General features: G+C 72.1%; 15 protein-coding genes. 7 read left to right on the top strand and 8 right to left on the bottom strand.

Features of this window, described 5'->3' with window-relative positions:
• From ACIRPX_RS13960 to ACIRPX_RS13940, 5 genes are all read right to left on the bottom strand, one after another.
• A complete protein-coding gene (locus ACIRPX_RS13960; RefSeq protein ID WP_404193613.1) occupies window positions 1-1620 on the bottom strand; it encodes a D-alanine--poly(phosphoribitol) ligase in 1620 nt (539 codons plus the stop codon).
• A gap of 34 nt (window positions 1621-1654) precedes the next feature.
• Entirely contained in the window at window positions 1655-3544 is a 1890-nt protein-coding gene (locus ACIRPX_RS13955; RefSeq protein WP_404193008.1) for an aminotransferase class I/II-fold pyridoxal phosphate-dependent enzyme, read from the bottom strand.
• Window positions 3541-3801, bottom strand: a complete 261-nt coding sequence (locus ACIRPX_RS13950) for an acyl carrier protein (RefSeq protein ID WP_404193006.1) — start codon at window positions 3799-3801, stop codon at window positions 3541-3543. Before ACIRPX_RS13950 ends, ACIRPX_RS13955 begins: the two co-directional genes overlap by 4 nt.
• A gap of 85 nt (window positions 3802-3886) precedes the next feature.
• Window positions 3887-4135 carry an acyl carrier protein gene (locus ACIRPX_RS13945; protein ID WP_404193001.1) on the bottom strand — a complete coding sequence of 83 codons (249 nt, stop codon included), beginning with the start codon at window positions 4133-4135 and terminating at the stop codon, window positions 3887-3889.
• 49 nt (window positions 4136-4184) lie between these two features.
• On the bottom strand, window positions 4185-5186 hold the full coding sequence (locus tag ACIRPX_RS13940; RefSeq protein WP_404193004.1) for a beta-ketoacyl-ACP synthase III: 1002 nt from the start codon (window positions 5184-5186) through the stop codon (window positions 4185-4187).
• 387 nt (window positions 5187-5573) lie between these two features.
• Between ACIRPX_RS13940 and ACIRPX_RS13935 the strand changes: the two genes are divergently transcribed.
• The 7 genes from ACIRPX_RS13935 to ACIRPX_RS13905 all read left to right on the top strand — a co-directional run bounded on the left by ACIRPX_RS13935 (window position 5574) and on the right by ACIRPX_RS13905 (window position 11566).
• Window positions 5574-5822 carry an acyl carrier protein gene (locus ACIRPX_RS13935; protein WP_404193001.1) on the top strand — a complete coding sequence of 83 codons (249 nt, stop codon included), beginning with the start codon at window positions 5574-5576 and terminating at the stop codon, window positions 5820-5822.
• Window positions 5819-7051: a beta-ketoacyl-[acyl-carrier-protein] synthase family protein gene (locus ACIRPX_RS13930; protein WP_404192998.1), complete on the top strand. Its 1233-nt coding sequence runs from the start codon at window positions 5819-5821 to the stop codon at window positions 7049-7051. Before ACIRPX_RS13935 ends, ACIRPX_RS13930 begins: the two co-directional genes overlap by 4 nt.
• Before the next feature lie 76 nt (window positions 7052-7127).
• Complete coding sequence (locus ACIRPX_RS13925; RefSeq protein ID WP_404192996.1) at window positions 7128-7571, top strand: DUF6041 domain-containing protein; 444 nt, start codon at window positions 7128-7130, stop codon at window positions 7569-7571.
• 13 nt (window positions 7572-7584) lie between these two features.
• Window positions 7585-8475 carry a DUF6206 family protein gene (locus ACIRPX_RS13920; protein ID WP_404192993.1) on the top strand — a complete coding sequence of 297 codons (891 nt, stop codon included), beginning with the start codon at window positions 7585-7587 and terminating at the stop codon, window positions 8473-8475.
• Between the two features lies 1 nt (window position 8476).
• Complete coding sequence (locus tag ACIRPX_RS13915; protein ID WP_404192991.1) at window positions 8477-9262, top strand: 4'-phosphopantetheinyl transferase family protein; 786 nt, start codon at window positions 8477-8479, stop codon at window positions 9260-9262.
• Between the two features lie 12 nt (window positions 9263-9274).
• Window positions 9275-10519, top strand: a complete 1245-nt coding sequence (locus ACIRPX_RS13910) for a RedV protein (RefSeq protein WP_404192988.1) — start codon at window positions 9275-9277, stop codon at window positions 10517-10519.
• 372 nt (window positions 10520-10891) lie between these two features.
• The gene (locus ACIRPX_RS13905; RefSeq protein ID WP_404192986.1) at window positions 10892-11566 is read left to right on the top strand and encodes a DNA-binding response regulator; all 675 of its coding nucleotides are present in this window, start codon (window positions 10892-10894) and stop codon (window positions 11564-11566) included.
• Window positions 11567-11596: 30 nt separating this feature from the next.
• On the opposite strand, the gene ACIRPX_RS13900 is transcribed toward ACIRPX_RS13905, so the two are convergent.
• The 3 genes from ACIRPX_RS13900 to ACIRPX_RS13890 are packed head-to-tail and all read right to left on the bottom strand — an operon-like array spanning window position 11597 to window position 14560.
• The gene (locus tag ACIRPX_RS13900) at window positions 11597-11917 is read right to left on the bottom strand and encodes a RedY protein (RefSeq protein WP_404192984.1); all 321 of its coding nucleotides are present in this window, start codon (window positions 11915-11917) and stop codon (window positions 11597-11599) included.
• A 55-nt stretch (window positions 11918-11972) separates the two neighbouring features.
• Window positions 11973-13151, bottom strand: coding sequence for an L-prolyl-[peptidyl-carrier protein] dehydrogenase (gene redW / locus ACIRPX_RS13895; RefSeq protein WP_404192981.1), 1179 nt, complete (start codon window positions 13149-13151; stop codon window positions 11973-11975).
• On the bottom strand, window positions 13148-14560 hold the full coding sequence (locus ACIRPX_RS13890) for a polyketide synthase (protein WP_404192978.1): 1413 nt from the start codon (window positions 14558-14560) through the stop codon (window positions 13148-13150). The genes redW and ACIRPX_RS13890 overlap by 4 nt, the downstream gene beginning before the upstream one ends.
• Window positions 14561-14711: the final 151 nt, after the last annotated feature.

Raw genomic sequence — 14711 nt, 5'->3', positions numbered from 1 at the left:
TCACTTTCCGGGCAGGGCCCGCGCGGGCCGGGTCCGCCCGGCCGTTCCGCGCAGCCGGCCGTAGTCCGTCTTGCCGTTGGCGTTGCGCGGGAGCTCGTCGAGCCGGGCCGCCGTCTGCGGGAGCATGTACCGGGGCAGATGGCGTGCGCAGTGCCGCTTGATCTCCATGAGTCCCGGGCCGCGTCCGCCGCCGCGGAGCGTGTAGTAGAGGGCGATCCGCCGTTCGGCGCCGCGGGTGTCGACCACGACGGCGGCGGCGGAGATGTCCGGGTGCCGCAGCACGGCGGCTTCGATCTCTCCCAGCTCGACCCGGTAGCCGGAGAGTTTGACCATGCGGTCCTTGCGGCCCCGGTAGACGAGTGCGCCCTCTTCGTAGCTGACGAGGTCGCCCGTGGCGTGGCGGCCCTTCCAGTGGTCGGCGGCCGCGGGCTCCGACTCGCGGCGCCAGTAGCCGGGCGTGACGCAGTCGCCCTCGACCACCAGCTCCCCGAAGGCGTCCGGGCCCTCGGCGACCCGCCCGTCCTCGCCGACGACGGACACCCGCGCGCCGGTGACCGGGCGGCCGATCGGCACCGGTTCGTCGCGGGTCAGGTCCTCGGGGCGGACGCGGTGGTAGGTGCAGACGTTGGTCTCCGTGGGGCCGTACAGGTTGTACAGCCGCGCCTCCGGCGGAAGCAGCGCGGCCAGCGCCCGCAGCTGCTGGACGGGGAAGACCTCACCGGCGAACAGGACGTACCGCAGCGCGTGTGCGGTCCGCGGTGTCAGCGCTCCGGACACGGTGAGCAGGTGCAGCACCGACGGCACGGAGTACCACACGGTGACGCCGTGCTCCCGTATGCCCGCGGCCAGGGCGCCGGCGTCACGGGCCTGGTCGTCGGCGACGATCCAGACCCGGGCGCCCACCGACAGCGCGGTGAACAGGTCGAAGGTGGACAGGTCGAAGTTGAACGAGGCGTGGTTGGCGAAGACGTCGTCGGGGCCCACGAGCAGTTCGGCACGTGCCCACCGGATGAAGGCGGCCAGGTTCCGGTAGGTGATGCGGACACCCTTGGGTGTGCCCGTCGAACCCGAGGTGTAGAGGATCGAGGCGAGGTCGTCGCGGTCCAGCGCGGGCAGGAACACGATGTGCCGCGCCGCGCCGGCCGCGAAGCCCTCCCAGGTCTGCGGGGGGACACGGCCGCCGTCCGCCGCGGGGAGGGGGTGGCGCGGTGCGTGGGCCGTGCCGTGGCAGACCACGACCGTCCTGAGAGAGCCGGGCAGTTCGTGGCCGGCCAGCCGCTCCCAGTGGTGGCTGTCGGTGAAGAGGGCCACCGGCTCGCAGTCGGCGAGTATGGTGCGGACCCGCTCCGCCGGCTGGCCTCCGTCGAGGGGTACGTAGGCGCATCCCGCCTGCAGGGTGCCGAGGACGGCCTCGGCGTAGCGTGGCTGCTTGTCCATCCAGATCGCCACGCGGTCGCCGACCACGGCCCCGGCGCCGAGCAGGCCGGCGGCCACGGAGGCGACCTGGGCCTGCAACTCGCCGTAGGTCACGGTCCGTTCCCCCACCAGGGCCGGACGGGCCGCCTGCTCCGTCGAGAGACTCTGCGGCAACCGGATCAGCGCTACGTCGGACTCGCTCATCGTCTGCGTCATGCCTGCTCCCATCACCGTTGCCTCAGGCCGCCGAGGGCAGCACTCCGACCTCGCGGGCCGCCTCGACGAAGATCCCCGCGGCGTTCTCCAGGTCCTCGCGGGTGTGCTCGCAGGTGACGCTGACGCGCAGCCGGGCGTCGCCGAGCGGTACGCCCGGGAAGACCACCGTCTGGCAGTACAGCCCGCGGGCCCGCACCGCGCGCCCCATCTCCATGGCCTTGCGCTCGTCGCCGATGACGAGGGGCAGGATGGCGCTGCGGGTGCTCTCCAGATCGAATCCCGCATCCGCCAGCTGGCCGTGCAGCAGCCGGATGTTCGACCACAGCCGGGCGATCCGCTCGGGCTCCGCCTCGATGACGTCGATCGACGCGATCAGGCCGGCGGCGACGCCGGCCGGGATGTTGGCGGCGAACACGTAGGAGTTCGAGTAGAAGCGGAGGTACTCGACGACCTCCTCCTCGCCGACGACGAAGCCGCCCATGCCCGCCAGCGCCTTGCTCATCGTGCCGAGTTCGAGGTCGACCTCGCCCTTGAGGCCGAAGTGCTCGGTGGTGCCGGAGCCGCGCTCGCCCAGGACGCCGGTGGCATGGGCGTCGTCGATCATGATCCTGGCGTCGTACTCCTTGGCCAGCCGGACGATCTCGGGCAGGTCGCAGATGTCGCCGTGCATGCTGAACACGCCGTCGGCCACGATCAGCCGGCCCCCGGACCGGTCGTCGGCCCGCTTGAGGATGCGCTCCAGGTCCGCCATGTCGTTGTGCTGGTAGATCTTGCGGACGCCGCCCGAGAGCCGGGCCCCGTCGACGATGCTCATGTGGTTGAGCCGGTCGACCACGAGGGTGTCGTAGCTCTTGACGAGGGCGGAGATCGCCCCCAGGTTCGCGGCGTAGCCTCCGGGATAGACGATGCAGGCCGGGCGCCGCTTGAAGGCCGCGAGACGGCGTTCCAGCTCCTTGTGAAGGACGTTGGTGCCGCCGATGAAGCGGGAGCCGGTGTGGGTGGCTCCGTAGGTGCGGGTGGCGTCGCAGATCGCGTCCATCACCTCGGGGTGGTTGGCCAGGCCGAGGTAGTTGTTGGAGGCGAACATGAGGAACTCGCGTTCGCGGCCCGCGAGTTCGTCGAAGATGACGGCCCGGTTGCCGCACCGGGACCGCAGCGGCATCCCGTACCAGTAGAGCTGTTCGGCCTCTCGCCGCCGCAGGTAGGAGCGGAAGCTGCGGGTCTTGGCGAACAGGTCGCTGCTGCGCTCCTCGACGAAGTCCTTCATGGAGCGGCCGTCCCACTCCGGCGCGTCCTGGCCGAGTCCCCCGTCCGCCGCCGGCCCGGAGGGTGACGCGGCCTCGGCGGACGGTGCCCGGTCCGTGGACCCATCGCCGTGCCGGACGGCCCGCAGTTCGGCGGCCAGTGCGCGCAGCGATGTCGCCGTGAGGGAGTCGTGCAGGCCGTCGGCGAGGGCGAGTTCCCGCGCGGCGTCGGCGACGATCGCCGCCAGGACGACGGAGTCGATGCCGAGTTCGCTCTCGAAGTCCGCGTCGAGGGCGAGTTGGTGACGCTGGTACCGGGTGTGCCGCTGCGCCGCGGCGACGACCGTCTCCAGCAGCGCGTCGGTGTCCTCCCGCGCGTCGGCCCGGACCGCGGCCGGGCCGGCACCGCCGTCCAGCGCGTCCGCGACGGCGTCGACGAGTTCCCTGATCGTCGCGGGTCCCGCGACCAGCGGTGTGCGCAGGGCGAAGTGCTCGTTGACCGACGCCAGGATGGATTCGAGGATGACCGAGTCGATCCCGAGGTCCGCCTCGAAGTGGCTGTCGGGCAGGAGGTAGGAATCGTCGTACAGCGTGCGCGAGGCCACGATGTCCACGACCTGCCGGTGGACGCCGTCCCGGTGCTGCATCTCCCCCGTGGAGTCGGTCATCGGACACTCTCCCTTTCGCGCTGGAGCCGTTCGACGAGTGAGGCGATCGCGTCGACGGTCCGGAAGTTCGCCGGGGAGACCTCGTGCAGCGGAACGGCGACGCGGAAGCGGTCCTGCAGGTAGTGCACGAGATCGAAGATCTCCGCGGAGTCGATGATGTTGAGTTCGGCGAGGGGGAGCTGCGCGTCGAGCCCGTCGGCGTCGCCGTCGAGCCAGACCTCGGCGATGTGGTCGATGATTGACTGCTGGGTGCTCATGGTCGTCCTCGGCTGTGTGTCCGGCGGCCCTGACCTGGTCGCCACGGGTCGACGGCGGTGGCTGTGGCGGGTGGTGTGCGTGCGGTCATGACGAGGCCGTGGAGGGGGTGTGCCGTTCCAGCAGTTCGGCGACCTGGGTGATGGTGTCGCCGGGCGAGGCGGCGTCGTCGTCGACGGGGACGCCGAACTCCGACTGGATCACCAGGAGCAGTTCCACCAGGAACAGGGAGTCCATGTCGAGGTCCTCGAAGGTGGTGTCCGGGCCGATCTCGGCGCGGTCCACCTCGAAACGGCCGACGAGAAGATCGACCAGCCTGCCGTACATCGCGCTCATGGCTGAGCTCCTGCTCTGTCGTTGTCGGTCGCCGACCGCGGGCAGCCGGTCAGGGTCGGTCCAGTCGCGGCCAGGTCAGCACCGTCGACCCCCAGGTCAGCCCACCTCCGAAGGCGGTGATCAGCACCCGCTGCCCGGGTCCGAGCACGCCGCGGGTGTGGGCCTGGTCCAGCGCGAGGGGGATCGAGGCGGCCGCCGTGTTCCCCACCTCGGCGATGTTGCTGAAGCAGCGCCGTCCGGGAAGCCCGAGCCCCTCCGCGACGTGCTGGGTGATACGGAGGTTGGCCTGATGGCTCACCAGATGGTCGACGTCCCCGGCGCTCCAGCCCGCCCGCGCGAGCACCGCCCGGGCCGAGCCCGTCATGCGGCGTACCGCATGCCGGAACACCTCTTTCCCCGACATGGAGAAGTACTGCTCCCCCGCGCCGGGCGGCGCCCCGGAAAGACGCTGCCGCGAGCCGCCCGCGGGCACCGTGATGAGGTCCTCGCCGTCGCCGTCGCTCCCCAGGTCGAACGGTCCGAGCGCTCCGGCCTCCGCGCGGAGGCCGGAGCGCAGGACCACGGCGCCGGCTCCGTCTCCGAAGATCACGGCGGTGGAGCGCTCGTCCGGATCGAGCAGGGTCGAGAAGGTCTCCGCGCCGATCACCAGGACCCGGTCGGCGATCTCACCGAGGATCAGGCCCGCCCCCGTCGCCAGCCCGTACACGAAACCCGTGCACACGGCGGACACGTCGTAGGCGGCCGTTCCCGTCATGCCCAGGCGGGCGGCGACGACCGGAGCGGTCGCCGGACAGGGCCGGTCCGGCGTGGTCGTGGCCACGACGACGGCGTCCACGGCGGACATGCCCGCGCACTTGAGGGCCTTGGCGCCCGCGCCGACGGCGAGGTCCGACGTCGCCGTCCCCGGCGCCGCGAAGTACCGCTGCGCGATACCGGTGCGCGAGCGGATCCAGGTGTCGGAGGTGTCCAGCCGCGTCGCCAGCTCGTCGTTGGACACGGCCCGGGACGGCAGGCAGCTGCCGACGCCGGCCACGACCGCCGCCCGGTTCACCGGACACCGCCGGGACAGCCGGGACAGCCGGAGAACCGGACCGTGCCCGGCGCTGTGTCCGCACGACGTGCCACCACGTGCGCTCCTCGTCTTCCGGGTGCAGATCCGCTGTCCGGGCCGAGTCTTGTCCAGGGGCCTTACCGATGACTGACCGCGCACTGACCGATGGCTTACACGGCACGTCGCCGCGGTCCGGGAGCGCTCCGCCGCCCCCGCCGCGGTGGGGGCCGGTGCCGCGGCCGGTCAGTGAGTCGTCAGCCATCGGTCAGTGCGCAGTCAGCCCCGCGGCCCAGACTCGGTACGACGAACACCCGGCACGCGAATGCGCGTTCGCCCCGGCTCCCCGCGGAGCGTGGGACGGGCCGCCGGAAAGGTAGGGCGCACCTCATGAGCGCGATGTACGGCAGGCTGGTCGATCTTCTCGTCGGCCGTTTCGAGGTGGACCGCGCCGAGATCGGCCCGGACACCACCTTCGAGGACCTCGACATGGACTCCCTGTTCCTGGTGGAACTGCTCCTGGTGATCCAGTCGGAGTTCGGCGTCCCCGTCGACGACGACGCCGCCTCGCCCGGCGACACCATCACCCAGGTCGCCGAACTGCTGGAACGGCACACCCCCTCCACGGCCTCGTCATGACCGCACGCACACCACCCGCCGCGGCGGTCACCGGGATCGGTCTGGTCACGGCGGCCGGCATCGGTGCCGACGCCACCTGGCAGGGAGTGTGCGCCGGACGGTCGGCCGCGGCGCGGAACCCGGCGCTGGCCGGTCTCCCGGTGGACATCTCCTGCACGGTGCCGGGTTTCTCCCCCCGCGAGCACGTGGGCCGTCGCAGCACCCTGACCCACGACCGGTTCATCCAGCTCTCCATCACCGCGGCGCGCGAGGCCGTCGCCGACTCCGGCCTGGACCCGACGACGTGGGACGGTGCGCGGGTCGGGGTGGTCGTGGGGTGCGGGCTGGGCGGTGTGGCGACGTGGGAGGCCCAGCACCGGCGGATGCTGGACCAGGGGCCCCAGGCGGTGTCGGCGCTGCTGATCCCGATGCTGGTGCCCAACATGGTCGCCGGGCACCTGGCCATGGATCTGGGCGCGAGGGGCCCCAACCTCGTCACCGCGACGGCCTGCGCGTCCGGGGCCACCGCCATCGGCACGGCACTGCAGCTGCTGCGCGACGACAGCTGCGACGTGGTGCTCGCCGGCGGTGGCGAAGCCGGTGTGAGCCCCCTCATGGTGACCGGCTTCGCCCAGATGGGGGCGCTGTCGACGCGGCTGGACGAACCCGGCGCCGCCTCCCGCCCGTTCGACGCGGACCGGGACGGGTTCGTCATCGGCGAGGGCAGCGGCATGCTGGTCCTGGAGCGGGAGGCGGACGCCCGGGCCCGTGGGGCGCGCGTCCGGGCGAAAGTGGCCGGATACGGGGCGTCGGCCGACGCCCACCACATGACCGCTCCGGATCCCGAGGGCGCCGGCGTCGTCCAGGCCCTGCGTGCGGCGCTGGCCGCGGCGGACGTCCTGCCGGACGAGGTCGACCACGTCAACGCGCACGGCACGTCCACGCCGCTGAACGACGCGGCGGAGGCAGGGGCCCTGCGCACGGTCCTCGGCGAGGGCGCCGTCGTGACATCGGCCAAGGGGGTCCTCGGGCACACGCTGGGGGCGGCCGGTGCGATCGAGGCCGCGTTGACCGCGCTCACCGTCGAGCACGGTGCCGTTCCCCCGACGGCCAACCTCCGGCGGCTCGACCCCGGGATCGAGCTGGACGTGGTCACCGGGCCCGCACGCCGGTGCGACGTGCGGGTGGCGGTGAGCAACTCGTTCGGCTTCGGCGGCCAGAACGCCGTCCTGGTCCTCACGGCCGCGTGAAGCACCCGCACGGATGGCAGATCTTGTCCAAAAACCTCACCGGCCAGCCGGCCACGACACCGGAAGAATCCGACAGGTGACCAAACGAATCCTGATTCTTCAGCGCGTCGTCGGCGTCCTCTACATCATCGCGGGCGTCGGCAAGTTCTTCCCCCAGCTGGAGTCGGTGGAGAAGCGTCTCGACGACGCCGCCGACGCCAACCACGGCATCGCCGTGATCGGTGACTTCACCGAGTGGCTCGCCAAGTACCCCATGGGCGTCACCGTCTTCGTCGCGGCAGCGATGATCGGCAGCGGTCTGGTGCTGATCCGCAACCGGGAGCTGGTGCTCCCCGCGCTCTACGGACAGCTGGCGATGCTGGTCTGCTTCGTGATCGTCCTCGTCGCCAGCGTGCCCCAGATCCTCGTGCTCGACGCCGCGTTCTTCGCCGCCGCCATCTACCTGACAGTGGTGCACCGCCGTGCCCCGGCAGGCGCCTCCCACGTCCCCGCCGAAGCCGGGGCGGACACCGAAACGTAAAGGCCCGATGCCCATGTCCTTCACCGTTCCCCACGCCGAACTCGACCGCCTCGAGAAACAGGTCCAGGGCGCGCTGCGCACCGCCGACGACAGCGCCCTGGACATCCTGGGCCACGGCGAGGTCACCCTGGTGCTCCGGCTGCGCACCGACCACGGCAGCTACGCCTGCAAGCGGCTGCCGGTCTTCCCCGACCGGGCGCGCTTCGAGGGCTACCGCCGCGGTCTCGACGCGTATCTGCGACGCCTCGCGGACAGCGGGCTGAATGTCGCGGAGACGCGGGTGTGGCACGCCCACCAGCCGGCGGGGCGGGTCGTCGCCTACTGCGTGCAACGCGAGCTGCCCGGGCGGCGGCTGTGCTCCCGGCTCCTGCACACCGAGGACGAGACATGGGCCAAGGACTTCTTCGCCCGGTTCCTCGACCAGGTGGAGCGCGCCGTGTGCCCCTCACTCGGACTGGACGCCCAGGCGTCCAACTGGGTCGATGTCGGGGGCGAGTTGGTGTACCTGGATGTCACCACTCCCCTCATGCGGGACGACCGGGGCCGGGAGAGGCTCGACGTGCGGCTCTTCTTCACCTCGCTGCCGTGGGTGCTGCGCGACGCCGTCCGGCTGTCCATGAGCAAGTCGATCTTCGACAAGTTCTACGGGACGCGCGGCGTGCTCCTGGACTTCCTCGGCAATCTGCACAAGGAACGGCTCGACGCGCTGATCCCGGCCTTCCTGGATCAGGCCAACGCGCGGCTCACCGAACCGATCACGGAATCGGAGGTCGCCGCCTACTACCGCGGTGACGCGCGGATGTGGGAGCTGATCCAGCGGCTGCGCACCGCCGACCGCTTCTGGCACTTCAAGGTGCTGCGCCGCCCCTACCCGTTCCTGCTGCCGCCGCCCGTGGATCGCTGACGTGGGCGCTGTGACGACACCGCCGGTCCGCACGGTGCCCGGACTCGACGACCGCCTGACGCTCGATCCGGCACGGCCGCTGTACGTCTGTCACGTACGCGGGCCGCTCACCCTCGCCGTGGTGTCGATCGCCTGGCTGCGCGCCTGCGGCGAGCAGGCCCGTGCGGCCCTCCGCCACCGGCACCTGGACGCCGGTGAGAGGGCACAGGCGCGTCAGCTGCGCCTGCCCAAGAGGCGGGTGGAATGGCTGGCGGGACGCCTGGCGCTCAAGCACGGGGTGTGCGCCTACCAGGGGCGCCACTTCGGGACGCGGACCGGCACGCGCGAGGTCCGCGTCAGCGCCGTCACCGACGGTCTGCGGGCCGGCAAGCCGCAGGTCGACCAGCCGGTCGAGGTCGGCCTGTCCCATTCGGTGGACTTCGCCGTCGCGGTGTGCGGACCGCGTGCCGTCGGCATCGACGTCGAGCAGGTCCGCCGGATGCCCCCGATGCTCACCGCTCTGCTCACGCTCCCGGCCGGTGCGGCCGGGGACACGGAGTCCGGCCTCCTGCGGGCCATGCCGCCGTCCCTGCACTGGGCGTGCAAGGAGGCGGTGCTCAAACACTTCGGTTTCGGCCTGCGCGTCGACCCGAAGGAGGTCGAGCTGACCGGCTGGCGTGCCGACGGCCGCTTCTCGTGGCGTGCGGGACCGGCCCTCAGCCGTCACGTGGCCCACGGCGACGGGACGCGGTTCGACAGCTGGGCACGGGAAGTCGACGGCTACTCCGTGGCGTTGGTGTGGCGATAGGAGCTCAGGGCAGTGACATCGACATCCGCATCCGTGTCCGCCCACCCGCAGCGCGGCGTGGCGTTCGAGGAGGCGCTCCGGGCGGCGGCCGAGATCGCCGTCCACAGCCCCTCGTCGCACAACTGCCAGCCATGGGGGGTCGGTTGGGCGAACGGTACGGTCGCCCGGCGCGCCGCCGCGGCCCTGCTCGGGCCGGCCGCGGCCCGGGAACACCGTGTCGCGCAGGACGACGGCGAGTTCCTCGTCCTCGCCCTGGACCGCGAACGGCGGCTCACCGCGCTCCCCGCGCACGGGGTGGAAATGCTGATCAGCTGCGGCGCCTACGGGGAGATCCTGCTGCGGTCCCTGGCCGCCCAGGGCTGGACGGCCGACCGGATCCGCTTCCTGGACCTGCCGCCGGCCGGCCCCGGGACGGCGGACGGCGCGGCCGGCCGGGTCTTCGGCGACCGGTGGCCGCGGGCCTGGGCGCCGCTGTGCGTCGTCCGCCTGCGGCGAACGCCCACGCCCGCGGAGGACCTCACCGAACTGCGCGCGACCGTGCGGGCCCGCCGTACCAACCGCGGCCCCTACGAGTCCGCCGGTGTCGACCCGGCCGTACTCGCCCGGCTGGCGCCGCCCCGGCCGGGCCCGGCGCTGCTCCGGGCGGCGCCGGAGCACGGCCCGGAGGTCACCGTCCGCCATGTGGTCGCCGATGCCGAGCGGGCCGCGGTCGCCGACCTGGTCTCCCGGCACGGGGGGCGCGACTTCAGCCACCCGCTCGCCTGGACCGAGACGCATGCGTTCATCCGCCGTGACGAGGCCGAGGCCGAGGCCCGCGGTGACGGGTTCACCCTGGGCCAGCTCTTCGGGCCGATGTCGCCGCCGCGCCGGCTCGGCCTGCGGATCGCCCTGGCGCCCCCGACCATGCGGATGCTGCGGCACGCCGGCTATCACCGGATCCTCGCCCGGCAACTCGCCGCGATGGTACGGCGTTCCCCTGCCGTCGTCGCCCTGGGTTTCCACGAGGAGGCGCCCGGCGCCGGGTCCGCCGTGCGGGGCGGCGCCGTACTGGCCGACTACTGGCTCGGGGCGACCCGTGCCGGGCTCGTCCTGCACCCCGTGAGTGTCGTCCTCCAGCACGACGACGTGCGGGCCGAGTTGGAGCGGCGGCTCGGCCTGCCCGGGCGCGCGTTCTTCATGAGCCGGCTCGGACTCCCGGTGACGGACTTCCCGCCGTCCCACCGGCGCGCCGCGCACCGGGCGGTTCGGCGCGTATGACGCTCCGCCGCTGAACGGTGGTCAGCGATTCGGCAGGGTGCGCCGAACGCCGTGAATCCGGTGCAGCCGTGTCATCGCATGCTAGCCTCCAATAAGCTGCTTATAAGAAATGTTGCACGACTGAAAAACGACCGATATATCTCAGTCGCGCAAGCAGCAAGGAGTGTCAGAAGAGCGCCTAGGCGCCCTCTCGGGGGAGGCACGAACTTTGCAGCACCGCGGACGAAAACCATCGAAAGCAGCCTCGCCGTCCACCTGGACGGCCCGCCTCACCAGCGCCGACTGAGGGCACCTCTCACCAACGTCACATCCCGGGCCGTAGCGGGCGCCCCACCCATGCACCCGCCCGGTCCCACCTCAGGGAGGCTGTCGGTGAACATTCGCGTACTCGTCTGCTGCGAGGATGCGATCCTGGGCGCCGGGATGCGGGCACTGCTCGACCAGCAACCCGACATCACGGTGATCGGCAACACGACCGGCGCCGAGTCCGCGGCGGCGGCCGCGGAGCAGGCACCGGACGTCCTCGTCGTGGTGTCACCTGCACTGACCGTGGAGCACAAACGGGAGCTCGCCGCCCTGTCCGCCGGCACGAAGGTGATCCTCATCGCGAAGGCGGAGAACGCCGCGCGCTCCATCGAGGCCCTGCGCGCCGGCGTCCAGGCGGTGCTGACTCCGGGCAGCTCGGCCGACGAACTGCTCCATGTCCTGCGCACGGTCAGTGTCGGCGGAGCCATCGTCATGCCCGAGGAGGCCCTCTCGAGCCTGCGCCACGTGCCCGACGAGACCTCCGCGACGCCGGCCGCGTGCCTGGTGGCCGCCCTGACACCACGGGAGTCCGAAGTGATCGTCCTGCTCGCCCAGGGCAGGTCGAACGCCGAGATAGCGGAGAAAATGTCCGTCTCCACGGCGACGGTACGGTCCCATGTCCATCACTTGCTCAGGAAGCTGGAAGTGGGTACCCGCGCCCAGGCGGTCGCCGTCGCCTACGAGTCGGGACTCATCTCCGCCATCGGAAGGAATTCGGCCAACCCGAATCCGGCCAACTGAAGTAAATTCAGTATGCGTTTCAACCACACTTCATAAGTTCTGAACCCTGTACCCGTCCCCGATCCGTTCTCCCGTCACTTCGTCGACCACCTTGGCCATTTGGTCGAATTGCGCGACGAGCTGTTGAAACCGCGTGCTTTCCATGTCCCGCTCGAACTCCTCGCGACCGGTCACCTCGATGATCTCGAAGTAGCCGGGGCCGCCGGCGGCGTCGACCACCCGCTGAACGCCGAAGGCCAGGACGCTGGGCAGCTCGGGACATGCCGCGTAGTCGACGTCCCGCACCCACTTCTCGAAGCGCTCGGGCGGGACGCCGTCGTGCAGCCGGATGCGGTGAACGATGATCGCCAAGATGAAACCTCCAGTCCGGTACGGAAGTCGGGCGCCGGCGGCGGGCCGCCGGGCCTCAACGGCGGCGGCTCGGGCGGCGGTTGCCCGTCAGCCCCAGCGCGCGTGCGACGTTGTTCTTCTGGATCTCGCTGGTGCCCGAGAAGACACGGGAGGGCAGGGCGTCGCGCAGGAAGGCCTCGGCCTCCCCCTGGACCACTCCGAGGCCACCGCGCACCTGGACGGCGTCCAGGCCCAGTTGGACGGCTGCCTCGCTCACCGCGAGTTTGGCGAGAGCGGGTGCGATCTCGTCCTGGTCGCCCCGCGTCAGTCCCCAGGCGGCCCTGTACAGCAGCAGCCGGGCGGACTCCAGACGCAGCGTCATGTCGACGATCCGGTGGCTGACCGCCTGGAAGCCACCGATGGGGGACCCGAACTGCTCACGCTCCGTGGCGTAGGCGATCGTGGACTCGAGGACACGTCGCATCGCCCCGAGGTAGATGGCGAACAGACACACACGTTCCCACTTCATGGACGCGGAGAACACGCTGGCTCCCGCGCCCTGCGGGCCGAGCATCCGGCCGGCCGGGACGACGCAGCCGTCGAAGTGGACATCGGCCGTGGGCGATCCGCGCAGCCCGACCTTGTCGTAGGCCGGTCCGACGCTGAGCCCCGGGGTGTCGGCGTCGACGACGAACGCCGTGAGGCCGAAGAAGCCGCCGTTCGGCTCGGTCGCCGCCTGGACGACGAAGACATCGGCGACGGGCGCGTTCGTCGTGAAGCACTTGCCGCCCTGGAGCACGTACGCGTCACCCTTGCGCTCCGCGCGGGTGCGCAGGCTCAGGGCGTCGGATCCGGCCTCCGGCTCGGTGATGCCGTGCGCGGCGATCCGTTCCCCCGAGCAGAGCGCGGGCAGCCACTCCCGCTTCTGCTCCTCGGTGCCGAACTCGACGATGGGCATCAGCGAGGCGAACAGATGGGCCGCGACGGAGAACGCGAAACCGGTGTCCTCGCCGCCGTAGCCCAGTGCTTCCATGACGGCTGACGCGGTGGCGGCGTCCAGGCCGCTGCCGCCGTAGTCGGCGGGCACGGTGCCTCCCACCAGCCCCTGGTCACCCGCGCTCCGCCAGCGCCGCCTGAAGTCAACGGCGTCGAACGCCGTGTGCGCCGTGTCGCCGCGGCCGGCGAGCTCGCGCCGGGCGAACGCGACCACCATGGCGCGCATCTCCTCGGTGTCCGCGTCGAAGTCGAAGTTCATCGTCCGTCCAGGTGTTCCTCGATGAGTACGTGGTAGTTGATGCCCCCGGTGCCGAAGGAGCTCAGGGCCGCGCGCCTCGGCTGCCCGGGCTGCCGGATCCAGGAAGACGGCTCGGTCGAGACCGCCGCCGGAATGGCGTCGAGGGCGAGCGCCGGATTCAGCGTCCGCAGGTTCGCGGTGGGCGGCAGCGTCCCCGCCCGCATGGCGAGGAGCGTGCGCAGCAGGCCGGCACTGCCGGCGGCCGCGAAGGTGTGGCCGAAGAACGACTTCGCCGAGCCGATCTCCAGGGGCCGGGCCCGGGACTCGCCGCCGTACACGCGCGCCGCCGCGGAGATCTCGACGCGGTCCCCGACCTTGGTCCCGGTGCCGTGCGCCTCCAGGTAGTCGACCGCCGACGGTCCGAAGTCGACCTCCGTGAAGGCCCGTCGCATGGCCGACGCCTGGCCCTCGACGTCGGGGGCTATCAGGGACTTCGCGTCGTTGGACGCGCCGATACCGCGTACCAGGCCGACGATGTCATCACCGTCGCGGCGTGCGTCGCCGTACCGCTTGAGCAGGAAGAGGCCGCAGCCGTCACCCGGGCTGAAGCCGTCGGCGGCCTGGTCGAAGGGGGCGTTCCTGCTGTGCGACAGCAGTCCGAGCGCCGAACACAGCACCATGTCACGGGTGTTGCAGGCCAGCTCGACGCCGCCCGTCACGGCGAAGTCGACCGTCCCCTGCCGGAGGGCTCCGACGCAGGCGTCGAGCGCCGCGAGCGACGAGGCGCACGCGGCCTCGACGCCGAGCGGCACGGCGTCGAGGCGGTACTCGTGGGCGAGCAGCGCCGCCACGCCGCTCGCCAGGCAGCCGTCGGCCAGAGCCGGTGACATGGCGGCGTCCTGCGCCGCCGGCGTCCCCTCACGCACCGACGCCAGCAGGGTCTTCTTCCGCAGCGGCGACAGTCCGTCCAGGGCGGCGAGCCGGCCGACCACCTCGTCCCACTCCTGCAGGGACAGCTCCGCGTCGGCCCGGCGCTCACGCGTCAGCCCCAGATTGGTGCCGATCGCGACCAGCCCCCTGCCCGCGAGCCGCCCCACCGCGCCGGGCGTGCCCGGCTCCCCGCCCGGGGACGGGGCTCGTCCGCGCAGCAACTCGGCGGCGACGGCGAGCGCGAGGCGCTGCGTGCCGTCCATGGCCGCGTGCCGCGACGGGACGATCCGCAGCTCGCCGGGCGGCTCCTCCGGCACCGGCACATGAGCGCCCTGGTCGGTGTAGGTGTGGGTGAGGCTCAGGGCACCGGGCGCGTAGTACAGCCGCCGCTCGAGAACGGACTCCGGCACCGGACCGACGCGGGTCCTGCCGGAGCCGATCACCCGCCAGAAGCCCTCGGCGTCCAACGCGCCCGCGAAGCGGCCGGCGAGACCGACCACCGCGATCGGTTCCGGGCCCGGCGCCGGGGCGGCAACGGCCGCGGTCCGGTCCCCGGCTCCCGCGGCCCGGCCCGGCGCGGCCGGCGTGGGGGGGGGGGGGGGCGCCCCCCCCCCCCCCCCCCCGCCGGCCGGGGAGCCGGGCGGCCGAGCC

The sequence above is a fragment of the Streptomyces sp. NPDC101225 genome (genome assembly GCF_044767585.1).
Lineage (GTDB): Bacteria > Actinomycetota > Actinomycetes > Streptomycetales > Streptomycetaceae > Streptomyces.
The sequence above is the reverse complement of the archived record's forward strand: the minus strand, read 5'-3'. Positions and strand labels throughout refer to the sequence as shown.

What these genes read in the sequence shown, in the direction of transcription:
- ACIRPX_RS13960 (WP_404193613.1), bottom strand. Translation starts at nt 1,620, where the DNA reads ATGAGCGAGTCCGACGTAGCGCTGATCCGGTTGCCGCAGAGTCTCTCG.
- ACIRPX_RS13955 (WP_404193008.1), bottom strand. Translation starts at nt 3,544, where the DNA reads ATGACCGACTCCACGGGGGAGATGCAGCACCGGGACGGCGTCCACCGG.
- ACIRPX_RS13950 (WP_404193006.1), bottom strand. Translation starts at nt 3,801, where the DNA reads ATGAGCACCCAGCAGTCAATCATCGACCACATCGCCGAGGTCTGGCTC.
- ACIRPX_RS13945 (WP_404193001.1), bottom strand. Translation starts at nt 4,135, where the DNA reads ATGAGCGCGATGTACGGCAGGCTGGTCGATCTTCTCGTCGGCCGTTTC.
- ACIRPX_RS13935 (WP_404193001.1), top strand. Translation starts at nt 5,574, where the DNA reads ATGAGCGCGATGTACGGCAGGCTGGTCGATCTTCTCGTCGGCCGTTTC.
- ACIRPX_RS13930 (WP_404192998.1), top strand. Translation starts at nt 5,819, where the DNA reads ATGACCGCACGCACACCACCCGCCGCGGCGGTCACCGGGATCGGTCTG.
- ACIRPX_RS13920 (WP_404192993.1), top strand. Translation starts at nt 7,585, where the DNA reads ATGTCCTTCACCGTTCCCCACGCCGAACTCGACCGCCTCGAGAAACAG.
- redW (WP_404192981.1), bottom strand. Translation starts at nt 13,151, where the DNA reads ATGAACTTCGACTTCGACGCGGACACCGAGGAGATGCGCGCCATGGTG.